This is a genomic window from Salimicrobium jeotgali, assembly GCF_001685435.2.
GTDB classification, from domain to species: Bacteria; Bacillota; Bacilli; order Bacillales; family Halobacillaceae; genus Salimicrobium; species Salimicrobium album.
In genome coordinates, this window is record NZ_CP011361.2 from 1,648,161 (window position 1) to 1,670,834 (window position 22,674).

Below are 22,674 nucleotides of genomic sequence, written 5' to 3' on the forward strand. Positions count from 1 at the left end.
GCCCTCCCCTTTTACGAACGATTTATGAATTATAGGTTTACGTTATGTCTCATGAAGGAAATGGTTACAGATATATTTTTGGAAAAAAAGGGTAACGATCAGGAGGGACGTAATGAAGATGAGAGGAATAGTTCTAGTAGTGCTTGCAGCTGTATTCTGGGGGATTTCTGGTGGAATAGGGGATATACTTATGGGTAAAGGCTGGAGCCCTCTCGTCATTTCTTTTTATCGCGGAGGAGTAGGATTGATATTATTCGCGGGGTGGTGGCTGGCCGGCAAAAAAGAGAAGCCGGTATTCACTCCCCCTATTATATTATTTTCTGTACTTGCAGGAGCAGGAGTAGCAGGGAACTTCACCTTTTACTTTTTCGCTATTGAAGCTTCCAGTATCGCTGTCGCAGCAACGCTTATGTATACGGCTCCGGTATTTGTTCTGCTCGCTTCCTTCTTACTGAGAATAGAGGACTCGACCTGGTTCAAATGGGGATGTATTATCGGCGTCCTTCTCGGTATCGTTCTGCTTACGGGTGCCTATAACACCGACAACCTTTCGGGTGGTGTCTTCGGTATTACAGCCGGACTGGCGGCAGGTGTATCTTACGCACTGTTTATTTTCGGTTTTAAAAAAGCGACAGCAATCGGCGATCCGAAAACGATTCTGAGTGTCGCTTTTCTCACCTTCTGTTTAATCCTTCTTCCTTTTAATGACATGACCGAAGTAACGTATGCTGTAACTTCGGGAGATGCCGGATGGTTTATTCTGCTCGGTCTTGTCGGTGCGGGTATATCTTTCATCATTTACGTTATCGGGATGCGTGGGACTGCCCCCTCCACCGCTTCCATGGTAGCCATGGCAGAACCCGTAACAGCTTCCCTGTTTGGAGTTCTGTTACTGGGAGACACCCTCACCATTATTCAGCTTGCCGGCATGGCCGTCATTCTGTTCACTATCACCATCCTCAGTGTAAAACAATCGGGCAGTTAGAAGGCTTTCAGGAAAAGTAATAATTCTTTACCATTTTCCCCATCAGCTCGTTTGTGCGGATTGCGCTCTTTCCCGTGCTCGGGCAGCTTCCTTTACCAAGCAGTTCATTAACGATGGACTGGATATGATAATACTGGATGTGGGTCGGGTGCTCAATATAAAAAGACTCTTCCCCGGATTCGGTCATGAGCTTCACAGACTCATCGCCGAAAGTCGAAAATGTTATCTCTCCTCTCGAGCCTACGATACGGTTGGTATCCCCGTTTCTGTAGGAAGAGAAATTCCATACTCCATTGCCGACTGCCCCGTTTTCGAATTTCCAGCTTGCGCTCACAGTATCTTCCGCCGGATGGGTGCCGGCAAGATTATCGGCAGCTCCCTTTATTTCAATCAGGGGCCCTAACAAAAAGTCGAACAAATCAAGGGTATGGGATCCTACATCGTACAACAGACCTCCCCCGCTCTCCTCCGGAAGGACCCTCCATGGCCATGTGCCGTCTTCCTGTTTCTGTACAGGTTTCTTCGTGTGCTGGATCGTTAAGAAACGTATGTCCCCGATTCTCCCCTTTTCAATCAGCTCTTTCACTTTCAGAAATCGTGGCAGAGACCTTCTGTAATAAGCGACGAACAGCGGCACGTCCTGAAGAGGTATGTTCCCAATCTCTCCAGGCTGTGTATATATTCTGTTCATTTTTTTTCGAGGTACGTCTTCAACACGTGAATTCCCTGGACGATGTCATTCAGCCCTGCCCATTCTTCCGGAGTATGGCTGATACCGTCTTTGTTTCTTATGAAGAGCATAGCTACCGGGTACCGGTGACCGATCACCAGTGCATCGTGCCCGGCACCGCTCGGTATTTCCACCGCTCTTATACCTTCATCATTCACAGCGCTGCGTAAAAATTCCTTCGTTTCTGCAGGGACGGGGACGGGAGATACTTCGAAATTCTGTTGATACTCCACGTCCACATCATGTTTTTTGGCCAGCGTTTCAGCTTCTTCTATTATACGATCCGTGAGCACATTTCTGTCTTCTTTACGAATATCACGTATATCCACAATCAGTTCCACTGTCCCGGGGATAACGTTCGCTCCATTCGGACGGACCTCCAGTTTCCCTACTGTAGCTACAGCGGATTCACTGACCTCTCCCGGCATATCCGGCACGGAGCTTACAAAAGCCCCTGCAGCTACGAGGGGATCTCTTCTATCCGGCATAGGGGTATTACCGGCGTGTCCGGCGTGTCCGGTAAATGTAACGCTGAGCCAGCACGGTCCTGCAATCCCAGAAACGATCCCTACGGGAAGGTTTTCTTTTTCGAGTACTTTGCCCTGTTCAATATGTATTTCCACATATTCTTTTATATTTTTGTTATGGTTTGCAGCTTCGGCAAACGTCGAAGCAGATAAACCGACCTCATGGATAACTTCCGAAAAAGCAGCACCCTCACTGTCTTTCAAACCTTTTTGGATGTCCATATCGACTTTCCCCGTCATCGCTCTGCTTCCTGTTAAACCGCTTTGAAATCGGGAGCCTTCTTCATCGGAAAAAACGACCACTTCATAATCGAAATCAGGGAGAAAACCGCTCGCGTTCCATGCTTCGACTATCTCAAGTGAAGAGATTACTCCGACAGGTCCGTCGAAATGCCCTCCATTCGGCACACTGTCGAGATGAGACCCGCTCATCAAAACGGAAGATGGCTCATTTCTGCCTCTCATTCTGCCGAACACATTCCCCGCTTCATCTTCGGACACCGTGAGCCCCGCTTCCCTCATCCAGCTTTTCAAAAGTTTTTTTGCTTCCTGCTCTTCTCCCGAAAAACCGAGACGGAAACTTCCTCCGTCCCCGGTTCTTCCTATTTCAGAAAGTTTATGAAGACGGGTAGCTACCCTTTGACCGCTCACTCCATTTCGATCAAATTCGGAATTATAATCATTCATCAGATTCGAATATAATTCGTTCTCTTGCATATGTCCACTTCCTTTCTATCGGATCAGGTTCTTTTGAATCTTTCCGTCTTTCATGACCATTACGATCCTCTCACTTTCTTCCAGTTCACGGATTTCAGCCAGAGGATCAACATCCGTCATAATAACGTCCGCCAGTTTACCTTCTTCAATCGTACCTACTTCCTTTTCCCACCCGAGGCATTCGGCGGCAGTCTTCGTTGTGGCTGTCAGCACTTCCATAGGTGTCATGCCCGCATCGCACAACAAGCCGAGTTCCCTCAGGTTAGTGCCGTGCGCGAAAACTCCTGCATCTGTCCCCATCGCAATTTTCACTCCCGCCCGGTGGGCTTTTGCGATGCTTTCTTTATGAACTTCAATCACTTCTTTCGATTTCTCGATAGCATAGGAAGCCATGGAATTTTCACCTTCTGCCGATTCAAGCACAGATACCGGGGCAAGAAGTGTCGGCACAAGAAATGTATCGTTTTCACGCATCAGTTCAATCGCTTCATCATCGATATAAATACCGTGTTCAATCGAATGTATTCCTGCACGAACAGCGTTCTTGATTCCTTCGGCCCCCTGGGCGTGGGCCATTACTCTGATGCCTTTGCGATAAGCCGCTTCCTCCACCATCACTTCCAGCTCTTCCTGAGAAAACTGAGTGTATTCAGGATGATCCGTCGGGCTTGATACCCCGCCGGTGGCATGTACTTTTATCACTTCAGCCCCGGCCCTCAGCATTTTCCTGACAGTCTTTCTTACTTCTTCCACTCCATCGCATATGGCATCCGGCATGCCGGTGTATGTCTGCAGAGTAGTATCAACCCCTGAACGATTCCAATTATCCCCATGGCCCCCGGTAATGGTAAGAGGATTAATACTCAGCTGCATACGGGGGCCGGCTGCAAGACCGTCTTCCACCGCTTTCTTCATTCCCAGATCGGAAAAACCGGCATCTCTCACTGAAGTGATACCAGCGTTCAGTGTTCTTCTCATGTAATGGATACTTTTGTAGAAACGATAGGAGAATGGAGTTAAAATGGTTTCTTCCAGGCCGCCCATTTCCATAGCCATATGAACGTGAGTATCTATAAAACCGGGAAGAATGTACTTCCCTTCTGCATCAATAATATCAGCATCCTCCGGCATTACCAGATCATTTAAAGCGGTCACCTGTTTAATTTTATTTCCTTCTATAACTACCGACATTCCTTTTTGCGGTTCTTTACCCTTTCCGTCGATTAACACACCGTTTTTTATCACCGTAATACTCATATTCCTTTCCTCCTTCTTTTATTAAAAAAGTTATAAAGTTCCTACTAAAATACTGGCAACGACTATCGAACCTACCGTAACGGAAGTGAATCCCCCGATCAGCATGGGCGCCACGAGTTCATCCATGATCCGCTTCCGTTCTTCTTCGTTTCTTCCGACACTTCTGCTTACCTCTTCGACGATAAGATAATCTCCCGGAAACCCATAAAGTGCTGTCAATACTACCGGAATGGACTTGGTCGGTTTCCAGTTGAATATTTTTCCTCCAATAAGTCCGCCGAGCATCAACCCCGCCGTTCCGATAATTATAGTTACGATTACGGCCAGTAAGGAAGAGACTACCTGGTCCCACGTAATTCCCACGAGCGAACTGATGACGACGACAATTAAAGCTACCATCGCAAGACCGGTACTGTTGGCTTTATCTAAAGCCCGGTCCGGATAGAATCGCAGTGCTGAACCGGTAACCCCGATTGCAAGTGACCATAAGCTGTAGTTGATCCCGGTTGCATCTCCGAGCCACGTTGCAGCCGCTCCTCCGATAAACAGCAAAAATAGAATAAAAAAGTCACTTTGCATGATCCGGTCAGGAAAAACCAGTTTTTTCGTTTTAGTACTAACCATCGGATCGGAAGACTCTCCACTTTCTTCCGCACCGTTTTGAGACGGATCATCGCGAATAGTTACAGCGTATTTACTCAGCAGAATTGAAGTCAAAGGCATGCCGACAAGGTTCTGAAGAGCGAAAACCACTACAGGAATAGCCGCCAGTGTAGTGAACCCGGCCTCCGTCAGTCCTTCAGCGGTAACAATGTATGCTATGATTCCACCTGTGAGCGGGCCCGCTCCCGCTACCGCTGTATTGTAATCGAAGATCAACGTAATAAGCGTTAGCATGGTAACTACCGAAATAACAAGACCAATAAGTGTAATAAGTACGGCTTTGTACTGTTTTTTCAGCACAGAAAGGGGAATAAGTGTCCCTAAATGCACAATCAGCACCGGTACGAGTACACTTCCGGCAGCTACAAAGGTGGACGCCTCAATATATGACTCCGGTAATACTCCTGTCTGAAGAAGTATGAATACTGTACCTATAACTACGAGCAAAGTAGGTATTTTCGCTTTTGAAGTAATGGACAAAATTTCACCGAGGGCAATGATGGCCGTCAGTATCCCCATAATATAGATAGCTTCCATATATTCACCTCTTTTTAGTTATTGTCAAAATTATAAGATAATTTCAAATAATAAAAAATATAGGTAACCGACAAAAACAAAACGAAATTTTTGTCGGTTACCTATAACTTTATTCATTCAAATAGTCATTTATTCGAAAAGCCAGCTGCAATTCAAAGTTTTTTTTCCCTGAAAGACTTTTGATATCGAGAATTTTATAAACCGTTGCCAGGCGATATTTAATAGTATTCACGTGAAGAAACAGTCGTCGTCCACTCTCCGCCATATTCTGATTAGTATCCAGATACATCTTCAGCGTGTTCAAAAGCTCCGACCCGTATTTTTCGTCATGTTCGATTACCGGAAGAAGAATTTCGCTTCTGTAGTTACGCAACTCGTCCCGTTCCATTTTCAAAAAAAGCCGATACGGTCCCAGTTGCCGGTAATTCATTATATACCTTTCCTGATAAGTGGATTGCAGAAATTCCACACATCTCTTAGCGTCGTAGTAGGAATAGTGTACTTCGTTCAGTTTTGTGACTGTTCTTCCGAGCCCTATACTCCCGGATATCCCGGCGTATGAAGAAGAATAACTCATTATTTTATTGAAAATACGGCCGAGTTTTTCGTATACAGCCGTCTCCGAGAGATACCCCGGAACTGTAAACATGACGTTGACTTCCAGATTCCGGTCGTAAACGAGAGTCCTGTATGGTAGTCTTGAAAATTCACGGTAAAACATCCTCATTATTTTCTGCTTCTTTTCAGTCATTTTTTCAAAAGACAGCAATGGGTCCCTAAAGTACAACTGAGCTATACAATAATTGTGGTAATCATGCTCAGGGAAATTCATCTCTGTTAAATTCAGCGAGGATAGATCTTCGTAAGGGTGATGGATGATCCTCTCGAGAATAGACCCGGAATAATTGAAGTGCTCCTCCACGAGTCTTTCCTGGCGATCGATTTCCATGGCAAATACAGTCACCGCCTGTTCTACGGCAAATTGATCCAGTGGATCCACATCCGTACCATTCATTATGGGGACAGCGAGCAATCCGAAAAAACGTGTGTCAGCAGCTATTGGGAAAAAATAGACGAGTCGTTCCTCCCCGGCGAGTGAGACCTGTTCAGAGAGCGTTTCCGTTTCAAAAACAGGACGCTCCGCCCCCTGTATGGTCTCCTCCTTCAGCTCGAGGGATATTGAATACAATTCTTTCTCGGACGTTGCTATTATATCCATCATTTCATTATAAACAATCACCGGTTCATCAATAAGTTTCGACAGGGTGGAGGTGATATCTGCCAGTCCTCCTTTCGCCAGTGAAACTTTAGAAAGTTCCTCATGAATTCTTTTGTTCCTTTCGTTCTGTGAAAATAATGTTGCATTCTCAATCGCTATAGACGCCTGATTCGCAAACGTTTCCAGCAGCCTTAGATCTTCCTGCTCAAATTGCACATCATCTTCATACACGTCGACGGTCAGAACACCGATGCACTTTCCGTCGGAAATGAGAGGTACACAAATAGCACTTACCGGATACTCCATCCGTCCGAGCGAATGAGAGTAAATATTTCTGATGTTATCCGAAATGTCGGCCATGCCCTCCACCGTGTCTTCTAAAGCAGAAAATATGCGACCTTTTTCATCGAGAAATGTTTTTCCACTCATCCCTTCCCCGGGCTTTAGGCGTATCTCCTTCATGTACGTCATATCAAATCCAACCGCTGTTTTCGCGTACAGTATGTCTGCCCTATCATCATACAGAAACAGTACGCTCTTGTTCGCTCCTCCAACAACATTCAATACTTCCTGAATCAATTGCTCCAGCACTTCCGGCAAGTCCCGTGTAGAGTTCAATACGTTCACGGAATTGATCAGGCTCATCAGTTTCTTTTCATTATCCATTGAGTTTCTCCTTTCTGGACGACTTTCACTGCACTCAATAAAAAAACAGCTCAAAAAAAGGCCCCGCCTTTTTTTGAGCTATCCGTATATTTTTTAAATTCTCCGGTCTACGAAACGCTTGATCCGTCTCATCGCTTCGTCGAGCTGTTTGAGAGAAGTGGCGTAGGAACAGCGTACAAATCCCTCCCCGCTCTCTCCGAATACGTTCCCGGGTACTACGGCTACCTGTTCTTCCTGAAGTAATTCTTCCGCAAAGTCAGCCGAACTTAATCCCGTTTCTCTTATGGATGGAAACGCATAGAAGGCACCGCCCGGATTCGGGCAGGAAAGGCCGATTTCGTTCAGACTGCTTACGATGAAGTTACGTCTCTGTTTGTAGCTTTTGATCATGTGATCGACACTCGATTTCCCGTTTTTCATAGCTTCAAGTGCTGCATGCTGAGCGATGGTCGGTGCACACATCATCGTAAACTGGTGGATTTTCACCATAGTCTGGATAATTTCCTCCGGTCCTGTTGCATAACCAAGCCGCCAGCCGGTCATAGCGAATGCTTTCGAGAAACCGCTGATCAGGACAGTCCTTTCCTTCATGTTTTCGATGGAAGGAAAACTCGTATGTACATCTTCATACGTAAGTTCTGCATAAATTTCATCAGAAAGTACGAGCAGGTCATGTTTTTCGACGACTTCCGCCACTTTTTCCAGTTCATTTCTCGTTAACGCAGCGCCTGTCGGATTATTCGGATTGCACAGTATAATCGATTTCGTTCTTGGAGTAATCGCAGCTTCCAGAAGTTCCGGTGTAAGTTTGAAATCATCCTCTGGTCTTGTCTGAATCGTAACGGGCGTTCCCCCTGCAAGACTCACTGTCGGCACGTAAGCAACAAACCCCGGTTCCACGACGAGCACTTCCTCACCCGGGTTCACTGTAGCTCTTAATGCAAGGTCGATAGCCTGACTGGCTCCGACCGTAACGATGGTTTCTTTTTCAGCATCGTAATTCACTCCGAAACTCCCGAGCAGATAGTTACTGATTTCTTCGCGCAGATCGAGCATTCCCGCGTTTTCTGTGTAAGACGTATATCCCTGTTCAAGAGCATGGAAGCTGTGTTCGATAAAACTCCACGGAGTGACGAAATCCGGTTCCCCTACGCCGAGAGAAATGACGTCCTCCATCTGTGCTGCCAGGTCGAAGAAACGGCGGATGCCCGACGGTTGCAGACTGTCGGCCTGCTTTGACAAAAAAGACGTTTTCTTCATGGTGTCACCACCATTCTTTTATCATTATCGTCTTCATCATCCAGAATAATTCCATCATGCTTATATCGTTTCAGTACGAAATGTGTCGTCGTAGAAAGAACAGAATCAAGAGCCGAAAGTTTTTCGGAGATGAACCGCCCTATTTCCATCATTGTTTTTCCTTCGACAGAAACAGAGAGATCATACGCTCCGGACATCAAATACACGGCTTTCACTTCCGGAAAACGATAAATCCGTTCTGCGACTTTATCGAAGCCGCTGCCTCTCGCCGGCTGCACTTTCACATCCACCATTGCGGTCACTTCTTCTTTCTGGACCACCTTTGCCCAGTCAATCAGAGTCGAATAACCGAGAATCGCTTTTTTCTCCTCGAGACTACGGAGAAGTTCGCGCACTTCTTCTTCCGATACAGCCATCAGCTTCGCAATTTTGGAGGGTTCCAGATTGGCATTTTTTTCAATCAATTGTAACAGTTCTATTTCCTGTTCCTGCATACTCTCACCTGCTTTTCAAGATTCCTGTTGTGTATTAAAGGTTTGATTTATCCATTATAACTCATTTCTTTCGTTTGAGAACGGTTATAATGATAGTTTTTTAAATAATTAAATTTTTTATGGAATTTCAGAACCATAATTGAAGAATGATCTGTCTGACATGTTACCGCAGAAAAAAAGACAGGAGCCCCTGTCTCAGCTTGTAGAGAAACCCCGTGTTTTTCTGCAAGCTTTTTTTGTGCAGTTCGTGCGGGCGAATACCACTCGCTTTCCGCGGACGAACGCCCGAGCCTCCCTCGTGAAAACCCACACTGCGGGGTCTCGGGTCGCCCGTTTTTCCGCAGGAGTCTCCTGGTATTCGCCCTCCCCTCACCGAAAAAGACTCTCCTTCACCTATCTCACCCTGGATAGGTGGAGGGCAATCTTTTTCATGTTTTGGCAGGCCGCCGTCAGTAACGCTTGTTCGCATACATTCTCTTTTCCGCGCAAGCGACAATAACGCAGCCCGTGCAGTTCTTTTGAATCTGCGAAGCTACGTTCAACTTTCTCTTTTCTCATGCGATAGATCCACTTGCCTTCATTAGAAAGCCGGTTCAACCGAACCTTCTCCTTCGAGCTTTCCCATACATGGCGAGTGATCGTTTTTTGATACTTCTTATTTTGGGTACACTTCGCTAGAAGAGGGCAATCTGCACAATTTTCAGGGTTTGATTTGTAATGCCGATACCCCTCACGATCGGTGGTCGAATAGCTTAAAACTTCACCCTGGGGGCACACATATTCATCCCGCTCTTCATCATATGCATATTTCCATTTCGGAAGAAGCCCTTTCTTTGACTGGTACCTTCGATGAGCAATAACTCCAAATATTCCTCTTTCCATTATAAGCCCATGACATATAGGGTTCGTCAGATAGCCGGCATCTAGACCTACAGCTTCCACCTCAAAGCCAAATCGTTCGATTTGGCGATCCAAACGTTGTAAGTAAGGTCTGGAATCATGAATATTTCCTGGCGTTACATGAACATCAGTAATGATGTTATGCTTTAAATCTGTGGTACGGTGATCAAGATAAAAGAAGCCTTCCGGCTTATTCTCCCGGTAAAGATAACCACTCTCGCTATCCGTGTCGCTAACCTTAATTTCCTTTGTCTTTTTTACCCCCTCCTTTTCCTTCAGAGGCTTTTTTTCATGATCTTCACGATCTTTTCTTACGGCTTCTTCCAAATCTTCGAGGTAGTCTACCGTTTCTACTTCAACTTCTTGTTTTGAGAATTTCTTCTTATTAGCGTTGGCTTTCAAGTGCGTGGAATCTGTGAATAATACACGGCCGGAGACCATACGGTGGTTCATCGCTTGGAGCACGATTTCATCAAAAACTTCTTGAAAGATATCCGTGTCTTTGAAACGAGTGCGGCGGTTCCAACTAATAGTGGAATGATGGGGGACTTTGTCTGTAAGATTCAACCCTAAGAACCAACGATAAGCAACATTCGTTTGAATTTGTCGCTCCAATTCGCGTTCGGAACGAACGCCATAAATATAACCAATGAACATCATTTTGAATAAAACAAGAGGATCCAAAGAGGGACGACCATTATCTTCTGAATAGTAAGGACGGACTTTTTCAGGAATGAAAGAAAAATCTATGTATTGGTCAATTTTGCGTAGGAGATGATCTTCAGGGACAAGCTCTTCAATGGTAACCATTTCGATTTCATTTTGTCGTTCAGTTTTAGATTGAAACATCCAATCACCTTTCGTTGATAAGTTACAGCTATTATAACAAATTAACGCGGTGATCTATTAAAAAAACAGAAAAAATAAAAGCTGCCGAGACTTTCTCGACAGCCTGAGACAGGAGCCCCTGTCTTTTTTCCTGTTACTTATAACTGCTCATAGATGACGTCTTCAAATAGAATAGCCATGTCTTTCATCAGCGACTTCGCCTCCAGCTCCTTTTCCGTCTCTTCTAAACCTGCAAATCGCAGCAGCCGTTCCTCCATTCCATCAATTCTTTTCTCCATTCCATCAGTGGATTTCTCCCTCAGCATTTTGATAAATAATGTGTGGGCTTCATATTTATTTATAAGTCGAAGAAGTTCGAGCGCCAGTATGTTCGCCGTTCCTTCCCACACAGTCAGCACCTGGGCATCGCGCAGGAGCCGTGGTGTAACAAAATCTTCGATGTATCCATTCCCCCCATGCATTTCTATCGCTTCATGAGCAAACTCAATCGATTTCTCTGCCGTTTCTTTTTTCATGATAGCAATCAAAAGACGATTCAGAGCTTCCTCTTCAAAAGAAGCAGTTCCGTTCGTCACTTTTTCATAGAGCTGTACCATTTCAAAAACTGCTGCCGTTTCTTTTTCGAGTTTCATCCGAAGCTCCTGGAGAGTCTGCTGAATCATCGGAAAACCGGCCAGTCGGCGTCCGAAAGCATTTCTCCCGTCGGCATAGAGAAGGGCTTCCGTATAACTTCGTCTCATGATTCCGAGTGAAGCGACTGCGTTACAGATCCGTGATAGATTGAGAGCCTCCATCATATAGTAGAAACCGCGGTCCGCTTCCCCGACGAGATAAGCTTTCGCTCCGGTGAATTCCACCTCGGCAGAAGGTACCGCGCGAACTCCGAGTTTATCTTTCAGCCGGCGGATCCTTATGTTGCCTCCTTCCCAGGGGACGAGGAACAGGGAGAGCCCCCGCGAGCCTTCCTTTGAGTCTTCCATACGGGCCAGAACCATTGCCACCCCGCACATACCTGCATTCGAGGCGAAATACTTTTCCCCGTACAAGTAGTAGTCTTCCCCTATAGACACGGCTTCGACCACGTTCGCCCCCACATCCGAGCCTCCTTGCCTCTCGGTCAGAAAAGTGGCTCCTTCATACAGCTCCATGTCTCCGGTAGCAAGGACGTGAGGAAGATACGTTTCTTTCAGTTCCTCACCACCATAATGGTCGAGCAGATATGCCGTCGCCATCGTCAGAGTGACAGGGCAATAGAAGCCTGGTTCAGCCTGGGAGAGAAGGTATCCTTGAGCAAAACTATACGTGTAGGTTCCTTTTTCACCCAGCTCAGGGATGTTCTTGTGTACGTAACCGACGATTCCCGTTTCATACGTTTCTTTTACCGTCTGTTTATACCCTTCGTTCACCCATACCCGGGAAACCTCTTCTCCATACTTGTCGTACCGTTCGAGTCTCGGCTGGCCTTCTCTGTCCGTGTGGACGGCACGTTCATCTATAGGTCCTGCCGCACGTTGTCCGAATTCTCTCAGATTCTTATCTGCATAGCTGAACATATCGGATGTCATATACTTTTTTAATATCTTCTGCAAAAACTTATCTTCTTCATAAAAGTTATGCTGTTCGTATTCTTCTGTCAGTACTTTCATAATTCCCCTCCTTTGAGGGCCTGTTTCAAGATTTTACCCGAAGCGTTTCTTGGCAGTTCTGCCACTTGTTCATATATTCTTGGTACTTTGTAAGAAGCTATCCGTTTCTCAAGGACGTTTCTCACTTTCTCTTCCTCCGCAGTACCTGCATAAACGGCTTTCACCGTCTCTCCCCACTCCGGATGTGGGATACCGATAACGGCTGCTTCATTTACGCCTTCGATTTCAAGCATTACATTTTCTATCTCTTTCGGATAAATATTCACTCCCCCGGAGATGATCATGTCTTTTTTACGATCAATTACCCAGTAATACCCGTCCTCATCCTGCATCGCGAGGTCTCCGGTCCGAAGCCATTCACCTGCAAATACCGCTTCCGTCTCGTGAGTTTTACGGAAGTATTCACGCATGTTTCCTTCCCCGCGAAGAGCAATTTCCCCTACTTCGCCCTTAGGGACGTTTTCTCCAGCTTCATCGATCAGACATATTTCCGTGCCCCAGGGAGCCCGTTTGCCGATACTCCCGGCTTTCTTTTCATGTTCCTCATCGAAAAGCAGTGTGCCACTCGGCCCCGCTTCCGTAAGACCGTAAACACAAGTAAGGCTGCCGGAAGGGAAAGCCTGCTTTATGGCGTGCACTTCTTTCGATGATAAAGGAGCTCCGCCATAGACCCACCATTTCATCGAAGAAAGGTCCCGTTCCCGGGGATCTGCCATCTGCATCGTCGTAAGATAAGCGACAGGGGCACCGAAGAAATGGGTGGTCTTTTCCCTTTCTATCGTATCCAGAAATAGCTCAGGGGTGAATGTAGGAGTCAACACCAGGGTGGAACCCGTCATCAGGCCCGCCATGAAAAACAAGTGCAGAGGAGCCGAGTGACTGAGAGGCATACTGAGTAAAATACGGCTTTCCGGTTTCACTTCCATTTCGATATTGATCATCGTAGCCACATTTAAAATACTGCGATACGGAAACAGTACACCTTTCGGTTTACCGGTTGTACCGGAAGTGTATAAAACAGTCGATAAATCATCTTCCCTCAAGTAACATTCAATCGGAGTATCTTCCTGCTCCTCAAGCAGTGCCCAAAATGAGTCCCATTCCTCTGTCCTTTCTCCGGTCTTCACTTTCAGCACCGGGGCAGAAATATTCTTGACTGGAGCGACGACCATTTCGTGGGCAATCAGCATTTTCGCTCCGCTGTCCTGAAGGATATAAAGCACCTCTTCCTCTGTAAGCTTTACATTCACCGGCACAACAATAGCTCCAATACGCTGGACAGCCAGATAGGCTATGGCAAACTCGGGGGTATTCGGCAGAAACAGGGCGACTTTATCCTCTGTGTGTATTTCTTTTTTTCTTAAAGCACTGCCGAACTTATTAACGAGAGTATCGAGCTCGGCATAGGTGAGCCGGTTACTCTGGAAGACTATTGCATCCTGAGCGGGATATTTACGGGCATTGCGGGCAAGCAGTTCAGATGTATTCATGACTCTTCCTCCTTCAATTTTTGTTCGAAGTGCATAAGCCATTCTACCATTTCTTCTTTTAACAGTTGGAATTCCGAAATAACAGTTTCTATTTCCCGAATTCGTTTTTCCCCGTATTCGATCGAACGCTCCAATTGTTTTCGTCCTGACCGGTCTTCATCAAAAAGAAGGATCATCTCCCTGATCTCTTCCAGCGAGAATCCGTATTTTTTCCCCCGCAGAATCAGTTTCAACCGGGCCGCATCCTGACTGGCATATACACGCTGATTACCGGAGGAGCGCCCGGGTGTAAGCAACCCGATTTCTTCATAGTAGCGCAGCGTCCGTGGAGTTACTCCGAAAGATACAGCCGTTTCCCGAATCGATTTCACCACAGCTCCCCTCCTTTGTAGTTTCATTTTATCATTGACGTTAACGTTAACTTCAATATATTTTTTAATTTTTCAGATTTCTTATTTCTTTTTAAAAAATCTTTTCTTCTCCTGTGTATAAAATAGTGCTGTGAACGTAACGGTTCGATAGGAAACGTGCTTATTTTGTCCAAATAAAAAAATAAAAAAGACAAAGGAAAAATCCTCTGTCTCCACAAATCATTACTGCCGTTATTAATCTCCGATGATGTTGACGAACGCAAGGATAAGTGCCAGAACCGGCCCTACTATAAAAATTCCGACCAGTAACGATCTCACCATATCCATTACCGCCTGAAAAGGCGTGACTTCATCCTTCTGCGCTTCCAGCAGATGGTTCGTTTTCTTAAGTTCCTCAAGAATTTCTTCCTCTTTATTCACATCGCGACCTCCTTAGACGGTGCCCAGGAATGAAAACAGGGTCATCAGTAACAGGGACAGGACAGCCAGACCGTCATAATAGTAGCTGCGGTCCCCATCGTCCCGTCTCCTGGCTTCTATCACCTGGGAAAGAAAATAAGCCGCCAGCAGCAGAGGGACGACGAAAAACATACCATCCGCTCCGCCCGTCAGGAACAGGAAGGTAAAAGCCGCAATAAGAAGAAATACTTCAAGAACAACGAAACGTTTGTCCCGTCCGGCCCAGGTCATCCCTGTTCTGTCCGGTTCAATTCCCCATTTCCTTTTCAGTACAACTTCGCTGACCGTAATGTGAAAAATAACGACCAGCACGACACCTATAACCGCCGTCATTTATTCTTCCTCCTCAGGCAATTTTTTAATATGAACCCGGCGTATCATACGGCCTTCGATTTCCAGCACCTGAAATTGGAGACGCTCGCGTTCAATCACTTCTCCCAGTTCAGGGAAATCGTTGCATTCCCGTAGAATATACCCGGCCAGGACGTCCTCTTCTTCAGGTATATCCGTATCGAAAATACTGTTCAGACGGCTGAGCGTTATTTTCCCGTCACAGATGATTTCGTCTTCGCCGAGGTGTTCAATGAGCGGGTCGCTGTCGTCGTCCCATTCATCTTCAATTTCCATGCCGATCATCGCTTCTATCGCATCTTCATGTGTCAGAATACCTTCTGTACCACCGTACTCATCAAGAACGACAGCCAGGTGTTTTTTGTTGATCATCATCTTCTTGAAAGCCGACTCCATCGACTGGAATTCATATACGAGGAGGGGTTCTGCATCATAATAGGAAGAGAAGTGATCCTCCGGATGCTCGTACCATGCGAATAAGAACTTGGAGTGGAACACAGCTACGATGTTGTCTATTTCTTCGTCGTACACCGGGTAGCGTGTATAGGAATTGTTGACGACTACATCCCGCACTTCTTCGAAAGTCGCGTCTTTATCCAGAGCCACCAGATCCACACGTGGCGTCTTCATGACATCTTTTACGTTCAAATTGTAAAAATCAAGCACGCCCTTGATCCGGTATGATTCCTCTGCGTTAAACTGTCCCTCGGAGTCCGCTACGTCGACCATCGTACGAAGTTCCTCCTTGGATACCTGTACGTCCTTCGGCTGTCCTTTGGAGAGGAGTTTGTTCAGATTGTCCGTGAACCAGTTCAGCACAGTGGTCAGCGGTTTGAACAAAATGACGAAAAACCAGATCACCGGGTATACAATCATCGCGATACGGTCTGGAAACGTGGCGGCCACTGATTTCGGTATGACTTCTGCAAAAAGGATGATGACGACTGTCAGAATCGCAGAGGCCATCCCTACACTGAACCCGTATTTAATAGCCAGAGTGGTGACCAAGGTCGGCAGCAGGATATTTGCTATATTGTTACCTATCAGTATCGTCGTAATAAATTCGCCCGGTCTGGAAACGAGACGAAGTAGTTTATCAGCCTTTTTGTTCCCTTTATCGACTTGAGACTGCAGGCGCATTTTGTTTGTCGCCGTCAGTGCTGTTTCACTGCCCGAGAAGAACAGGGAAACAAAAATCAGTACGATTATCGCTATGATCAAAACAGCTTCCTCCTTAAAAAACTCCATAAAAAATATAGCTGACCTGATGCCTCTGTTTCTTAAGGCTGCTTATGTTCACATCCGGCCGGAATTACATTTCTTTCACTATACCCTAAATAAAGAGCAGTGAAAAGAAAGAATATCTACCCGCTAATGGAATAATCTCCCTGCCCACATTCCTGCCCAGGCAAGAGCGATTCCGCCCGTGTAGCTTATAAATTGATATAGAAGAAATCTCTTCCTTTCAATCCTTTTATAAAGAGTAATTCCTTCCAGCTGCATGGTAGAGAAGGTGGTCAACGCTCCTGCCATTCCAGTGCCCGCAAATAAGAACGGATGTCCGGAAAACCCGGCTCCGATAAGTGCTCCTAAAAAAAAGCTTCCGAACCAGTTGACGGCCAGCGTGCCTGTAGGGAATGATCCACTGTTCCATTTTTCACTGAAAGAAAAACGCAGCAGGGCGCCGATACTTCCACCAAGACCGACGAGAATAATTGAAAGAATCGTCACATTTCTCCCCCCTTCCCCGGTCCCGCTTTACTGCCTGCGATGGCAGCTATAGTGCCACCTGCGAAGCTAAGAGATATGTATAAAAAAGCGACAGCGTAGAACTCTCTCTCCAGCAGCGATACTGTTTCCGCGCTCAGAGTGGAAAAAGTGGTGAAAGACCCGAGCACACCGGTGCCAATCGCTTTTTTCAACTGGGCAGACATGGGAAGAGTATGAAACGTCAGCCACGAAAGCAGGAAACTGCCCACTATATTGATAAAGAGTGTCGCGAAAGGAAATATCGTGTCCGGCCTGAATAAAACTTCCCCTGTGATGTAACGGAGCACTGCTCCGATAAACCCTGCAACTGCTATAAATATGTATATCATGTCATCTCTCCACCCGCTTAAAATTCCGTTTCCAGTCGATGCTCTCCTCCGCTATTTCTTCATCACCCATACTATCACAAATCATCCCTGCGTCCTTCTAAGCTTTCCACTTGACTTTATGAAACATATATCTTGTATCTGTTTCTCCTATCCCTTACTATAGGAATAGCGAATTTTAGACAACGAGGAGCGTATTTATGAAAACATCTATTTACGGACTGACGTTCGAACAGCTGACGGACTGGCTCGTAGACCATGGCGAGAAAAAGTTCCGTTCGAAACAGGTGTGGGAATGGCTCTATCAGAAAAGGGTCACGGACTTCGACGATATGAAAAACGTGAACCAGTCCTGCATAGACGTACTTAAGGAAAACTTCACCATCGAAACACTGTCCGAAGAAATCAAACAGGAATCCGAAGACGGCACTGTCAAGTACCTGTTTAAACTTCACGATGGAAACATCATTGAAACGGTACTGATGCGTTTTAACTACGGACTTTCCGTATGTGTGACGACGCAAGTCGGCTGCAATATCGGCTGCTCCTTCTGTGCCAGCGGTGTTCTCAGGAAAAACCGCGACCTTACAGGAGGCGAAATTACCGAACAGATCATGAAAGTCCAGCATGACCTTGACGGAAAACAAAAAGGCGAGCGCGTCAGTCATATCGTAGTGATGGGAATCGGGGAACCGTTCGATAACTACGACAACCTGATCGACTTCCTTAACGTCGTCAACGATAAAAAAGGTCTCTCTATCGGTGCCCGCCACATAACGGTTTCCACAAGTGGAATTGCACCGAAAATGTATGAGTTTGCAGATGAAGGCATCCAGATCAACCTGGCCCTCTCCATCCATGCTCCGAACAACGAACTGAGGACCCAGATTATGAAGATTAACCGGGCCTATCCTCTCGAGAAACTGATGCCGGCAATCGATTACTATTTAGAGAAAACGAATCGACGTATTACGTTCGAGTATATACTGCTGAAAGATGTCAACGACCACGTGAAAGAAGCGCATCAGCTGGCGGACCTGCTTATGGATAAGAAACATCTGTCTTACGTCAACCTTATCCCTTATAATCCTGTCGCCGATAACCCTTATGAGCGGAGCGACAAAGAAGCCATATTGAACTTCTACCAGACTCTGATGGACAGAGGCATCAAGTGCGGGGTCCGTACTGAACACGGCACCGATATCGACGCCGCCTGCGGCCAGCTCAGAAGTAAACAGATCGAAAAAGAAAAAGCCCGTAAAAAAGGAAAGAAAGAAAAAGCGGGAGTCTAAACGGAAGAAATCGTCTCACTCTATACAGAGGAGGCGATTTTTTATTGAAAAAATAAGCCGGCATACGTTTTACGTATGCCGGTGCCTCCGTCAGAAGTATTTGGTATATTCCGGATCCTCCGCCTTACTGACTGCCCCATGCTCGCGGTAAAATTCTTCCACTGTCTCTTCGTTATCATAACGACTGTAGGAATCATTTTTGTTCTTTTTATCGAAAACAGCAGTAAGTGTAATCAGTCCTCCAAGCACCGACATCCCAATAGTAAACCACCACACCATTCCCACCTCCTTCTTACTACTATTGTTCCCTTTTATGAACGGGACTAACCCAAAAAACACAGATGTAACCGGTTTGACATAATTGACATAAGGGTAACGTAAAACACCGGCACTGAGCGTTAGGTTTTATATTAATTTGCAAAAATGTCAATTTTTATTTAGTATAAGTAACTGTTCTTAATCCCGGTAAGTTTTTATACTAAATTACATAAGGAGCGGTTTTATGAAAAAGGTATCTTCGGTATTCTGGTATGGTATTATCGTATGTTTTATATTTGTTCTCTGGGGTGTAATCGGTCCTGAAAACCTGAAGACGGTCACTGCTGCAACCACTTCATTCATCTCGACCAGATTCGGCTGGTATTATCTGCTTATTGTCATGGTAATGCTTGCTTTCTGCGTCTACCTCATTTTCTCACGTTTTTCCCACATAAAACTCGGCAAACAGGATGAAAAACCGGAATTCGGGCTGGCCTCCTGGTTCGCCATGCTTTTCAGTGCCGGTATGGGAATGGGACTTGTGTTCTGGACAACGGCCGAACCGATTTCCCACGCCTTCAATAACAGTCCGACCGCAGAGCCCGGAAGTGAGCAGGCGATTATGGATTCCCTCCGCTTTTCATTTTTCCACTGGGGGCTGCACGCGTGGGCAATTTATGCGCTCGTGGCACTCGTACTTGCCTATTTCAAGTTCCATAAAGATTATCCGGGCTTAGTCAGTGCTACTCTGACACCAATTTTCGGTGAGGACCGAATGAAAGGAACTCTTGGGAAAATCATCGACACGCTGGCTATTGTGGCTACCGTCACAGGCGTGGCTGCGACTCTCGGTTTCGGTACGGCACAGATAAACCAGGGGCTCGCTTTTCTTTTTGACGCTCCCGGTAATTACTGGGTACAGCTGATCATCCTTGTAGTCGCTACAGTACTTTTCATATTCTCTGCCTGGTCCGGCGTGAGTAAGGGTATTAAATACTTGAGTAATATCAACATGATTCTGGGTATTGCCCTTATGGTTCTCCTGTTGATTATAGGACCGACCCTTTACATTATGAATATGTTCACCGCTTCCATCGGGGGCTACGTGGCCAACTTCTTCGACATGAGTTTCCGCATTGCCCCAATGAATGAAGAAAACAGAACGTGGATCGACAGCTGGACGATTTTCTACTGGGCGTGGTGGATCTCCTGGTCACCGTTTGTAGGAATTTTCATAGCCCGGATCTCGCGCGGCCGTACTATTAAAGAATTTATGCTCGGAGTTCTGTTCGTCCCGTCTATCATCTGCTTCGTATTCTTCACGGTTTTCGGCGTCTCTGCACTCGAAGTAGAGCAGAGCGGTCTTGCGACTATTTCGGACTATCCGATGGAAACTGCTACGTTCGCCACACTCGCTGAGTATCCGCTCGGATTCTTCATGTCGCTTATTACACTGGTCGTTATCGCCATCTTTTTCATTACGTCGGCAGACTCGGCTACGTTCGTTCTCGGCATGCTCTCTTCCGAAGGCTCTCTTGAACCCGGCGGACGTGTAAAAATCATATGGGGTCTCACACTTTCTGCCATGGCAGCGATTATCACTTACTTCGGAGGGACCCAGGGCCTGCAGAACGTTCTCATAATAGCTGCCTTCCCTTTTTCCATCGTTGTACTTATGATGGGATATTCCTTCTATAAAGCTGCCAGTCGGGAAGTTTCCCCGAAAAGAAAGAGAAAGAAAGAAAATAAAGCTGTATGATAAGGAAAACATGCCTGATCTCCCGCCGCAAAAGCGAGGTCAGGCATGTTTTATGCCTACTGTGATACAATTTTACATAAAACTTGGAGAAAACAGGTGAATCTATGGATATCAGACATCTTACGTACTTTATTGAAGTCACCCGGTTCGAAAGCTTCACACGCGCTGCGGAGCATTTGTACGTGACTCAACCCACCATCAGCAAAATGATCAAAAACCTCGAAACGGAGCTGGGCGTCGAACTGTTTGACCGGTCCCGTAAACAGCTGGTACTTACTGATGCCGGACGGGCCATTTATGACAAAGCGAAAACGATAGTAAAAGCTTCCGAAAACCTGCAGACGGAACTCGATGACCTGATAGGTCTGCAGAAAGGGCACATAAGAATCGGTCTCCCTCCGATTCTTGATGCAGAGTTATTCATCGGAATCCTCGGAGAGTTCCATCAGTTGCATCCGCGCATCACTTTCGAGCTGATTGAAAATGGCACGAAAAAAATCGAAGAGGATATCCTTAATGAGCACCTCGATGCAGGTATAGCCGTGCTTCCCCCGCAGGAAGAGGAATTCGACACCTTCTCTTTTATCAAAGAAGAGTTGAAAGCGGTTCTTCCCGCTTCCCACCCTCTGGCCGGGAGGAAAAGAATAGACCTGGAGGAGCTGAAGGATGACGATTTCATCACTTTCAACAGAGATTTCGCCCTGTATGAGCGTATCCACGATGCATGCCTGTCGGCAGGGTTTGTTCCGAAAACTATTTCGGAGACGTCCCAATGGGATTTCATCGGTAAAATGATCACTTCAGGGCTCGGTATTTCCATATTGCCCTATAGTGTCGCTAATTTACTGAAAGAAGACCTCCGGCTCGTCAAGATCCGCAACCCTTCCCTCGAGTGGAACGTCGGTCTTATATGGAGAAAGAACCACTATTTATCTTACGCTACCAGAGAGTGGCTCCGTTTCACTCAGGAAAGACTTATCGAAAACTCCTCCTGAACATACGGTATATCTGACGGATAGGAGAGACATCGAATTGATTTCTCTCCTGTCCGTTTTTTCGTGCTCTAATTCACGGCTTTCATTCCTGACATACATGGATGAAAACATTTTCATAGACATTATCTATGTGACAGATGATATATTTCTATTTCACTTTCCCCCGGAAACGGGCGTACACTTGGTTTATCAACAAATTGACCAAACAGGAAAGAAGGAATGAATCATATGGAAACGAAACATCCAAAAGAAAGTTTAATCGTAAATACCGATCAGGTGATGATCAATGACCTGAATAATTATAATACACTTTTCGGCGGGACTCTTATGAAAAAATTGGACAATAACGCAACACTCTCCGCCCGCAGATATGCCCGGGCTAAAGAATGTGTCACTGCCTCGACGGATTCCATCGACTTTCTTCACCCGATACATCAGTCGGACTCTGTCTGTGTCGAATCATACGTTTCTTATACAGGCAACAAGTCGATGGAAATCTTCTGTAAAGTCATTGCGGAAGATATGATTACCGGAGAGCGTCGCATGGCGGCAACGGCATTCCTTACTTTCGTTGCCCTCGACGACAACAAAAAGCCGATAACCGTGCCTCGTCTCGTTCCGGAAACCGAAGAAGAAAAGTTTCTTTATGAATCCGGGAAAGAAAGAGCGGAACGCCGCCGTATAAGAAAACAGCACAGTAAGGAACTTACTGAAATAATCGGTCTCGAGAAACCATGGGAAAAAGGGGTGCACGTATAATGACACACATGGTGGCAGGATTGAACCAGTTATATAAAGTGAAAAGAGATGTTGACGACCTCCAGCGGGCCTATCCCGACCTTGGTGAACAGCTCGTACACGTAGTCAGCCTGACAAGACAACTGCAGTTGAAATACGGTTATATGGCATCTCTCATAAAGAATGAAGAACTGCCGAAATATGCCCCTAAATTTCTCCGTACTTCCATACTGAGTCTGTATCAGGAGGAAGTGCAGAAACTGAAGGAGCATCCTGACATCGACGAACTGAAACAGCTGCTGAAAAAATACGAAAACATCAGTGATTCCACTGTCTTCCTTATGATTCTCGGTGCCAAACCTGAACTGCTGCAGGGCTCCGTCATTATGGATTGATCTCCATCCGAAAAGCCCGG

General features: G+C 46.0%; 23 protein-coding genes. 6 read left to right on the forward strand and 17 right to left on the reverse strand.

Translation table 11 applies throughout. The features are described from left to right. Positions 1 to 112 precede the first annotated feature (112 nt). Positions 113 to 985, forward strand: coding sequence for a DMT family transporter (locus AAV35_RS08285; protein ID WP_008589459.1), 873 nt, complete (start codon positions 113 to 115; stop codon positions 983 to 985). A gap of 7 nt (positions 986 to 992) precedes the next feature. Here AAV35_RS08285 and AAV35_RS08290 read toward each other — a convergent pair whose 3' ends face one another. The 16 genes from AAV35_RS08290 to AAV35_RS08370 form a co-directional block, all read right to left on the reverse strand. Then, entirely contained in the window at positions 993 to 1,676 is a 684-nt protein-coding gene (locus AAV35_RS08290) for a Gfo/Idh/MocA family protein (RefSeq protein ID WP_008589457.1), read from the reverse strand. Continuing rightward, on the reverse strand, positions 1,673 to 2,959 hold the full coding sequence (locus AAV35_RS08295) for a M20 family metallo-hydrolase (RefSeq protein ID WP_008589455.1): 1,287 nt from the start codon (positions 2,957 to 2,959) through the stop codon (positions 1,673 to 1,675). Before AAV35_RS08295 ends, AAV35_RS08290 begins: the two co-directional genes overlap by 4 nt. A 15-nt stretch (positions 2,960 to 2,974) precedes the next feature. Further along, entirely contained in the window at positions 2,975 to 4,216 is a 1,242-nt protein-coding gene (locus AAV35_RS08300) for a metal-dependent hydrolase family protein (protein ID WP_008589454.1), read from the reverse strand. Positions 4,217 to 4,246: 30 nt separating this feature from the next. Continuing rightward, positions 4,247 to 5,416, reverse strand: a complete 1,170-nt coding sequence (locus AAV35_RS08305; RefSeq protein WP_008589451.1) for a hypothetical protein — start codon at positions 5,414 to 5,416, stop codon at positions 4,247 to 4,249. Positions 5,417 to 5,525: 109 nt separating this feature from the next. After that, positions 5,526 to 7,301, reverse strand: coding sequence for a helix-turn-helix domain-containing protein (locus AAV35_RS08310; RefSeq protein WP_008589448.1), 1,776 nt, complete (start codon positions 7,299 to 7,301; stop codon positions 5,526 to 5,528). Between the two features lie 93 nt (positions 7,302 to 7,394). Next, on the reverse strand, positions 7,395 to 8,561 hold the full coding sequence (locus AAV35_RS08315) for an aminotransferase (protein ID WP_008589446.1): 1,167 nt from the start codon (positions 8,559 to 8,561) through the stop codon (positions 7,395 to 7,397). Beyond that, on the reverse strand, positions 8,558 to 9,055 hold the full coding sequence (locus AAV35_RS08320; protein ID WP_008589444.1) for an Lrp/AsnC family transcriptional regulator: 498 nt from the start codon (positions 9,053 to 9,055) through the stop codon (positions 8,558 to 8,560). The genes AAV35_RS08315 and AAV35_RS08320 overlap by 4 nt, the downstream gene beginning before the upstream one ends. Positions 9,056 to 9,448: 393 nt before the next feature. Then, positions 9,449 to 10,804: an IS1182 family transposase gene (locus AAV35_RS08330; protein ID WP_065757349.1), complete on the reverse strand. Its 1,356-nt coding sequence runs from the start codon at positions 10,802 to 10,804 to the stop codon at positions 9,449 to 9,451. Between the two features lie 137 nt (positions 10,805 to 10,941). Then, a complete protein-coding gene (locus AAV35_RS08335) occupies positions 10,942 to 12,450 on the reverse strand; it encodes an acyl-CoA dehydrogenase family protein (protein WP_008592281.1) in 1,509 nt (502 codons plus the stop codon). After that, positions 12,447 to 13,940 carry a class I adenylate-forming enzyme family protein gene (locus tag AAV35_RS08340; RefSeq protein ID WP_008592282.1) on the reverse strand — a complete coding sequence of 498 codons (1,494 nt, stop codon included), beginning with the start codon at positions 13,938 to 13,940 and terminating at the stop codon, positions 12,447 to 12,449. The genes AAV35_RS08335 and AAV35_RS08340 overlap by 4 nt, the downstream gene beginning before the upstream one ends. Continuing rightward, on the reverse strand, positions 13,937 to 14,311 hold the full coding sequence (locus tag AAV35_RS08345; protein ID WP_008592283.1) for a MerR family transcriptional regulator: 375 nt from the start codon (positions 14,309 to 14,311) through the stop codon (positions 13,937 to 13,939). Before AAV35_RS08345 ends, AAV35_RS08340 begins: the two co-directional genes overlap by 4 nt. 234 nt (positions 14,312 to 14,545) lie before the next feature. Beyond that, entirely contained in the window at positions 14,546 to 14,731 is a 186-nt protein-coding gene (locus tag AAV35_RS08350) for a hypothetical protein (protein ID WP_008592284.1), read from the reverse strand. A gap of 12 nt (positions 14,732 to 14,743) precedes the next feature. Next, entirely contained in the window at positions 14,744 to 15,103 is a 360-nt protein-coding gene (locus tag AAV35_RS08355; RefSeq protein WP_008592285.1) for a hypothetical protein, read from the reverse strand. Further along, the gene (locus AAV35_RS08360) at positions 15,104 to 16,342 is read right to left on the reverse strand and encodes a hemolysin family protein (RefSeq protein WP_008592286.1); all 1,239 of its coding nucleotides are present in this window, start codon (positions 16,340 to 16,342) and stop codon (positions 15,104 to 15,106) included. 150 nt (positions 16,343 to 16,492) lie between these two features. Further along, positions 16,493 to 16,852, reverse strand: a complete 360-nt coding sequence (locus AAV35_RS08365) for a fluoride efflux transporter FluC (RefSeq protein WP_008592287.1) — start codon at positions 16,850 to 16,852, stop codon at positions 16,493 to 16,495. Then, positions 16,849 to 17,220, reverse strand: coding sequence for a fluoride efflux transporter FluC (locus AAV35_RS08370; RefSeq protein WP_008592288.1), 372 nt, complete (start codon positions 17,218 to 17,220; stop codon positions 16,849 to 16,851). The genes AAV35_RS08365 and AAV35_RS08370 overlap by 4 nt, the downstream gene beginning before the upstream one ends. Positions 17,221 to 17,417: 197 nt before the next feature. Here AAV35_RS08370 and rlmN point away from each other — a divergent pair, with 197 nt between their 5' ends. Then, positions 17,418 to 18,509, forward strand: coding sequence for a dual-specificity RNA methyltransferase RlmN (rlmN, locus tag AAV35_RS08375; RefSeq protein WP_008592289.1), 1,092 nt, complete (start codon positions 17,418 to 17,420; stop codon positions 18,507 to 18,509). Positions 18,510 to 18,599: 90 nt separating this feature from the next. On the opposite strand, the gene AAV35_RS08380 is transcribed toward rlmN, so the two are convergent. Further along, positions 18,600 to 18,788, reverse strand: a complete 189-nt coding sequence (locus tag AAV35_RS08380) for a hypothetical protein (protein WP_008592291.1) — start codon at positions 18,786 to 18,788, stop codon at positions 18,600 to 18,602. Positions 18,789 to 19,011: 223 nt separating this feature from the next. On the opposite strand from AAV35_RS08380, the gene AAV35_RS08385 reads away from it, so the two are divergent. The 4 genes from AAV35_RS08385 (at position 19,012) to AAV35_RS08405 (ending at position 22,654) form a co-directional block, all read left to right on the forward strand. Further along, positions 19,012 to 20,526 carry a BCCT family transporter gene (locus AAV35_RS08385; RefSeq protein WP_008592293.1) on the forward strand — a complete coding sequence of 505 codons (1,515 nt, stop codon included), beginning with the start codon at positions 19,012 to 19,014 and terminating at the stop codon, positions 20,524 to 20,526. Positions 20,527 to 20,630: 104 nt separating this feature from the next. Further along, on the forward strand, positions 20,631 to 21,521 hold the full coding sequence (locus tag AAV35_RS08390) for a LysR family transcriptional regulator (protein ID WP_008592295.1): 891 nt from the start codon (positions 20,631 to 20,633) through the stop codon (positions 21,519 to 21,521). 228 nt (positions 21,522 to 21,749) lie between these two features. After that, complete coding sequence (locus AAV35_RS08400; protein WP_008592299.1) at positions 21,750 to 22,280, forward strand: acyl-CoA thioesterase; 531 nt, start codon at positions 21,750 to 21,752, stop codon at positions 22,278 to 22,280. Beyond that, a complete protein-coding gene (locus AAV35_RS08405; RefSeq protein WP_008592300.1) occupies positions 22,280 to 22,654 on the forward strand; it encodes a hypothetical protein in 375 nt (124 codons plus the stop codon). The genes AAV35_RS08400 and AAV35_RS08405 overlap by 1 nt, the downstream gene beginning before the upstream one ends. Positions 22,655 to 22,674 lie beyond the last annotated feature (20 nt).